Origin of the sequence: Mesorhizobium sp. LNHC232B00 (assembly GCF_000502435.1) — a bacterium.
In the GTDB taxonomy this organism is placed as follows: Bacteria; Pseudomonadota; Alphaproteobacteria; order Rhizobiales; family Rhizobiaceae; genus Mesorhizobium; species Mesorhizobium opportunistum.
This window is the reverse complement of record NZ_AYWP01000009.1, coordinates 255346-261528: the sequence shown is the minus strand read 5'-3', so window position 1 is coordinate 261528 and position 6183 is coordinate 255346. Positions and strand designations below refer to the sequence as shown.

Genomic DNA, 6183 nt, shown 5'->3' with positions numbered 1-6183 from the left:
GCTCTCCTTGCAAAGGGCCGAAAGTGTAACCCATCTATCCGGAATGAACTGTCACCCATCTCTCGGGAAGGGCATTGAAGTTGTTTTATGTGTGGACCCGCTACAGTTCCGAGCCTCTGAAACGGGCGGCTTCCTCTATAAAGCATCGTCGGCCCCTGAGTGCGTCCTCTCACCTCGAAATTACGACCTGATAGCATCCCTTGGCCACCTTCCCCGTTCACGTAAATTGGGGTCAATTAGAATCGCCTAATTTTGGATTGCGGCGGTACCCAACCCACCGCCAAGGTCGGCGCGGGCTTTCAGGCAATGCCGCGTCGACCGGCGCTTTCACTTTCGGGGCTCGTTGGCATGCCATGCTTGTGCCCGCCGACTCCGTGTGAGCTATGTCATAGTTTATTTCAGGCCACCCGATATCTTGATTGGCATAATTGCATGTTTCGCCACATCGGGAGGAAAACAGTGCCTGTTCCCCAGCGCAACGTTGATGGTTATCTGGCCAGTTATGGAGGCCCTCTGGCAACGCGTATTGAAGTGATTGAGGCCGACGGTGAGTGGTTAGTGCGAATTGTTGAACATGACGAGGAACGCACCTACTCTTTCACATTGAAATCTTTCGCCCTGGCCTTCGCCGAAGGCCAGAGGATTCACGCAAAGCCTCCCACTATAGTGCGGCTGGAGCGCAACCCATCGCTCCTATTCGCACATGCCCGGTTCACAGCGGTGAACGATCGATTCTAAAGCCGTTTCACCGTTTCACGGAAACGACGGACCGCTCTATCCCGTTGCTTTCACGCAATTCCCAAGGGAAAGCGCTACGCGCTTTCCCGGGAAAACCGTGTCACACTTTTCCTGGGATTGCCCTCGGATGCCGCGAGACGTGGGGCGGGTCGCGGGCCCAGTCACCCGACATCGGTGTTTAATGCAACCTTCCGCCTTTGGCCTGCTACCATTCTGTCGCCGGACGAGACGGTGACCGCTCTCCAGTTCGATACGGCGGAGGATGCCGCCGATGCGCAGGGCCAGTAGGCGCCCGCCACGTCATACCTATCCCGCTGATCCGCCATGGGTGCCCGACCGGCCGTCTCACGGGTTCAGCCACGCCCGAAAACCTTTATAAAATTCCTATTTCTTTCCGCTTCGCGCCGTCTCGAACCTTTATGGCGATCGGGTCCATATTCCATCTCGAGCAAAAACGTCGAACGCCCTCACCAATCGAGGTGTGGCGCGCCGTATCACGTAATTTCCACCTGCTTCGAGCAGACGAAACGTAGAAAAGCGAAAGCAAGGAATAAACACGATGGATATCGTCGTTCTCGGAATAGGGATTTTGTTTTTCGTCCTTTCCTTCGCCTACATCAAAGCCTGCGACATTCTTTAACGCGAGGACCGCAAGATGCTTGTCGACTACATTCTCGGTGGCGGCGTGACGCTGTTCCTGCTCGTTTACCTGACATACGCCCTCGTTCGTCCAGAACGCTTCTGAAGGCCGGAAACCATGACTCTCAACGGATGGCTACAGATCCTCGTCTATTGCGGGATCGTCGTTTTGCTGGTGAAACCGCTCGGCGGCTACATGTACCGCGTCTTCAATGGCGACCGGACATTCCTGTCGCCGGTTCTGGGTCCGGTCGAACGCGGGCTCTATCGCATTTCGGGAACCAGTGAACGCGAGGAACAACATTGGACCGCCTATGCGGCGGGCATCCTGTTCTTCAGCGTCGCCAGCTTCCTGGTGCTTTATGTCCTGCAACGGCTCCAGGGCGTGCTGCCCTACAATCCTGCCGGCATGGCGTCTGTCGACGCCAACCTCGCCTTCAACACCGCCGCCAGCTTCGTCACCAACACCAACTGGCAGAACTATGGCGGCGAGAGCACGATGTCCTACCTCGTGCAGATGGCCGGCCTCACCGTGCAGAACTTCATGTCGGCCGCCGTCGGTGTCGCGATCGCCGTCGCGCTGATCCGCGGCTTTGCCCGTGCCTCGGCAAAGTCCATCGGCAATTTCTGGGTCGATATGACCCGCTGCACGCTCTACATCCTGCTGCCGCTCTGCATCGTGCTGACGTTGGTCTATGTCTGGCTCGGCATACCGCAGACGCTCGGTCCCTATGTCGACGCCACCACGCTGGAGGGCGCCAAGCAGACCCTCGCGCTCGGCCCGGTCGCTTCGCAGGTGGCCATCAAGATGCTCGGCACCAATGGCGGCGGTTTCTTCAATGCCAATGCCGCGCATCCGTTCGAAAATCCCGACGCCATCTCCAACCTGATCCAGATGGTGACGATCTTCGCGCTGGGTGCGGCGCTGACCAACGTGTTCGGCCGTATGGTCGGCAACCAGCGCCAGGGCTGGGCGATCCTGGCCACCATGGGCGTGCTGTTCATCGCCGGCGTCGCCATCTGCTACTGGGCGGAGGCATCCGGCAATCCGCTGATCCATGCGCTCGGCATCGACGGCGGCAACATGGAAGGCAAGGAGAGCCGCTTCGGCATTGCCCTCTCGGCACTGTTTGCGGTCATCACCACGGCCGCCTCGTGCGGCGCCGTCAACGCCATGCATGACAGCTTCACCGCGCTCGGCGGGCTGATCCCGATGGTCAACATGCAGCTCGGCGAGGTCATCGTCGGCGGCGTCGGCGCCGGTTTCTACGGCATGATGATGTTCATCGTCCTCGCCGTCTTCGTCGCCGGGCTGATGGTTGGCCGCACGCCGGAATATCTCGGCAAGAAGATCGAGGCCAAGGAAGTCAAGATGGCGATGCTGGCCATCCTGTGCCTGCCGCTGGCCATGCTGATTTTCACGGCAATCGCCGTGGTGCTGCCGACGGGTGTCGCGTCCATGGCCAATGGCGGGCCGCACGGCTTCTCCGAGGTGCTCTACGCCTATACTTCGGCGGCGGCGAACAATGGCTCGGCCTTTGGCGGCCTCAGCGGCAACACGCCCTGGTACAATGTCACGCTCGGCATCACCATGCTGATGGGCCGCTTCCTGGTCATCATCCCGGCGCTCGCCATCGCCGGCTCGCTGGTGGCGAAGAAGACGGTCCCGGCCTCGGCCGGCACCTTCCCGACAGACGGCCCGCTGTTCGTCGGCCTGCTGGTCGGCGTCATCCTGATCGTCGCCGGCCTGACCTTCTTCCCGGCACTGGCGATCGGACCGATCGTCGAACACCTGGCCATGATCCATGGGCAGACATTCTGACACGGCCCAGCCTTGGATCGACATCATGTCCTGGTTCAACATCATGCGACGGAAGAACCGGCCCCGGGCCGGAAACGAGGGGGAGCCAAGTCCCCCTCCCTTCCCGACCATCTCCACATTCCTGGGCCTTGCGGCAGTCATGATCGTGATCTGGCTGCTGGTCTATGGCCCGCCCTTTTCGGCATCCGAGCGATCGGTGCCCGCCAACAACATCGATACTGGAGCCAACAAATGAGCCAGTCCAAATCCGCCAGCATCATGGATGCCGGCATCCTGTGGCCCGCTGTCGGCGGAGCCTTCCGGAAGTTGAACCCGCGCACCCTGATCAGAAACCCGGTCATGTTCGTCGTCGCCGTCGTCTCGGCGCTGACGACCGTCCTGTTCGCCAGGGACCTGGTCACCGGCGGCGGCGATTTCAAATTCACGCTGCAGATCATCATTTGGCTGTGGTTCACCGTGCTGTTCGCCAATTTCGCCGAGGCCGTGGCCGAAGGCCGCGGCAAGGCGCAGGCCGATTCGCTGCGCAAGGCGTGCACCGAAACCCAGGCCAAGCTTTTGACCGGTGAGGATCGCACAAAATACAAACTGGTGCCCGGCACCAGCCTGAAAGTCGGGGATGCCGTGCTGGTCGAGGCCGGCGACATCATCCCGTCGGACGGCGAGGTGGTCGAAGGCGTCGCCTCGGTGAACGAGGCGGCGATAACAGGCGAATCCGCGCCGGTCATCCGTGAATCCGGCGGCGACCGTTCGGCGGTCACCGGCGGCACGCAGGTGCTGTCCGACTGGATCCGCGTGCGCATCACTGCCGCCTCGGGGCATACCTTCCTCGACCGCATGATCTCGCTGGTCGAGGGCGCCGAGCGCCAGAAGACGCCTAACGAGATCGCGCTCAACATCCTGCTGGTCGGCATGACGCTGATCTTCGTGCTGGCCACGGCCACCATCCCGAGCTTCGCCTCCTATTCGGGCGGCTACATCCCGGTGACCGTCCTGGTCGCCCTGTTCGTCACCCTGATCCCGACCACGATCGGCGCGCTGCTGTCGGCCATCGGCATCGCCGGCATGGACCGGCTGGTGCGCTTCAACGTGCTGGCGATGTCCGGCCGCGCCGTCGAGGCGGCGGGCGACGTCGACACGCTGCTGCTCGACAAGACCGGTACGATCACGCTGGGCAATCGCCAGGCGACGCAATTTCGCCCGGTCAAAGGTGTCACCGAGCAGGAGCTGGCCGACGCGGCGCAGCTCGCCTCGCTGGCCGACGAAACGCCGGAAGGCCGCTCGATCGTGGTGCTGGCCAAGGAGAAATATGCAATCCGCGCCCGCGACATGGCAACGCTGCACGCCACCTTCGTGCCCTTCACCGCGCAGACACGTATGAGCGGCGTCGACATCGACGGTTCGTCGGTGCGCAAGGGCGCCGTCGATTCGGTGCTCGCCCATGTCAACCAGTCGACATCGGCGGCCCATGGCGTGCGCCCGAGCAGTGACTCCATCCGCGACCTCCAGGCCATCGCCGACGAGGTCGCCAAGTCCGGCGGCACACCGCTGGCGGTGGAACGCGACGGGCGCCTGCTCGGCGTCGTTCACCTCAAGGATATCGTCAAGGGCGGTATCAGCGAGCGCTTCACCGAACTGCGCCGCATGGGCATCCGCACGGTGATGATCACCGGCGACAATCCGATGACGGCGGCTGCGATCGCCGCGGAGGCCGGCGTCGACGACTTCCTTGCCCAGGCGACGCCCGAGGACAAGCTGAAGCTGATCCGCGACGAACAGGCCAAAGGCAAGCTGGTCGCCATGTGCGGCGACGGTACCAACGATGCGCCCGCTCTTGCCCAGGCCGATGTCGGCGTGGCCATGAACACCGGCACCGTCGCGGCCCGCGAGGCCGGCAACATGATCGATCTCGACAGCGATCCGACCAAGCTGATCGAGATCGTCGAGATCGGCAAGGCGCTGTTGATGACGCGCGGCTCGCTGACGACGTTCTCGATCGCCAACGACGTCGCCAAGTACTTCGCCATCATCCCGGCGATGTTTGCCGTCTTCTACGTCGCGCCGGGACAGACGACCGGCCCGCTGCAGGCGCTCAACATCATGCATCTGGGGACGCCGCAGAGCGCCATCCTGTCGGCGATCATCTTCAACGCGCTGATCATCATCGCACTGATCCCGCTGTCGCTGAAGGGCGTCAAGTATCGTGCCATTGGCGCCGGTGCGCTGCTCAGCCGCAACCTTTTGGTCTACGGCCTCGGCGGCATCATCGTCCCCTTCGTCGGCATCAAGGCGATCGACATGATCGTCACCGCCCTTGGCCTCGCTTAACCCTTTGTTTTAACGCAATTCCTGTGGGAAAACCGCTTAACACTTTCTCTGGAATTGCTTTGAGGAAAATTTCCATGCTCTCCCAGATAAGACCCGCGATCATCATGATCGTCTTCTTCACGGTGCTGACCGGCCTGATCTATCCCTTGGGCATGACCGGCATCGCGCAGGCGCTGTTCCCGCGCCAGGCCAATGGCAGCCTGATCGAAAAGGACGGCAAGGTCATTGGCTCCGGCCTGATCGGCCAGGGCTTTGCCAGCGACAAGTATTTCCATGGCCGGCCTTCGGCGGCCGGCAGCAGCGGCTACGACGCAGCCGCCTCCGGTGGCAGCAATCTCGGCCCGACCAATCCGAAGCTGATCGATCGCATCAAGGGCGATGCCGAAAAGCTGAAGGCGGAGAATCCGAACCAGCCGGTTCCGATGGACCTGGTGACGACGTCCGGCAGCGGCCTCGATCCGGCCATCAGTCCCGAGGCCGCCTACTTCCAGGTCGCCAGGGTGGCGAAGGCCCGGGGCATCGATGAGGCCAAGGTCAAGGCGCTCGTCGACAGCCACATCGACGGCCGCGAACTCGGCTTCCTGGGCGAGCCGGTCGTCAATGTGCTGGCGCTCAACCTCGCACTCGACGATGCGAAATGACGAAGGGGTGACCGGGGA

6 protein-coding genes are annotated in these 6183 nt (G+C 62.1%); all 6 read left to right on the top strand.

Features of this window, described 5'->3' with window-relative positions; genetic code table 11:
- The first annotated feature begins 432 nt into the window (after positions 1–432).
- Complete coding sequence (locus tag X743_RS154755; protein WP_245264217.1) at positions 433–738, top strand: hypothetical protein; 306 nt, start codon at positions 433–435, stop codon at positions 736–738.
- A 655-nt stretch (positions 739–1393) separates the two neighbouring features.
- On the top strand, positions 1394–1483 hold the full coding sequence (locus tag X743_RS17230; RefSeq protein WP_023669708.1) for a K(+)-transporting ATPase subunit F: 90 nt from the start codon (positions 1394–1396) through the stop codon (positions 1481–1483).
- 12 nt (positions 1484–1495) lie between these two features.
- The gene (kdpA, locus tag X743_RS154760; protein ID WP_023765891.1) at positions 1496–3199 is read left to right on the top strand and encodes a potassium-transporting ATPase subunit KdpA; all 1704 of its coding nucleotides are present in this window, start codon (positions 1496–1498) and stop codon (positions 3197–3199) included.
- 25 nt (positions 3200–3224) lie between these two features.
- On the top strand, positions 3225–3434 hold the full coding sequence (locus X743_RS154765) for a hypothetical protein (RefSeq protein ID WP_023765890.1): 210 nt from the start codon (positions 3225–3227) through the stop codon (positions 3432–3434).
- On the top strand, positions 3431–5524 hold the full coding sequence (kdpB, locus tag X743_RS154770) for a potassium-transporting ATPase subunit KdpB (protein ID WP_023765889.1): 2094 nt from the start codon (positions 3431–3433) through the stop codon (positions 5522–5524). The genes X743_RS154765 and kdpB overlap by 4 nt, the downstream gene beginning before the upstream one ends.
- Before the next feature lie 74 nt (positions 5525–5598).
- Complete coding sequence (gene kdpC, locus X743_RS154775; RefSeq protein ID WP_023765888.1) at positions 5599–6165, top strand: potassium-transporting ATPase subunit KdpC; 567 nt, start codon at positions 5599–5601, stop codon at positions 6163–6165.
- The last annotated feature ends 18 nt before the right edge of the window (positions 6166–6183 follow it).

What these genes read in the sequence shown, in the direction of transcription:
- X743_RS154755 (WP_245264217.1), top strand. Translation starts at nt 433, where the DNA reads ATGTTTCGCCACATCGGGAGGAAAACAGTGCCTGTTCCCCAGCGCAAC.
- X743_RS17230 (WP_023669708.1), top strand. Translation starts at nt 1,394, where the DNA reads ATGCTTGTCGACTACATTCTCGGTGGCGGCGTGACGCTGTTCCTGCTC.
- kdpA (WP_023765891.1), top strand. Translation starts at nt 1,496, where the DNA reads ATGACTCTCAACGGATGGCTACAGATCCTCGTCTATTGCGGGATCGTC.
- X743_RS154765 (WP_023765890.1), top strand. Translation starts at nt 3,225, where the DNA reads ATGTCCTGGTTCAACATCATGCGACGGAAGAACCGGCCCCGGGCCGGA.
- kdpB (WP_023765889.1), top strand. Translation starts at nt 3,431, where the DNA reads ATGAGCCAGTCCAAATCCGCCAGCATCATGGATGCCGGCATCCTGTGG.
- kdpC (WP_023765888.1), top strand. Translation starts at nt 5,599, where the DNA reads ATGCTCTCCCAGATAAGACCCGCGATCATCATGATCGTCTTCTTCACG.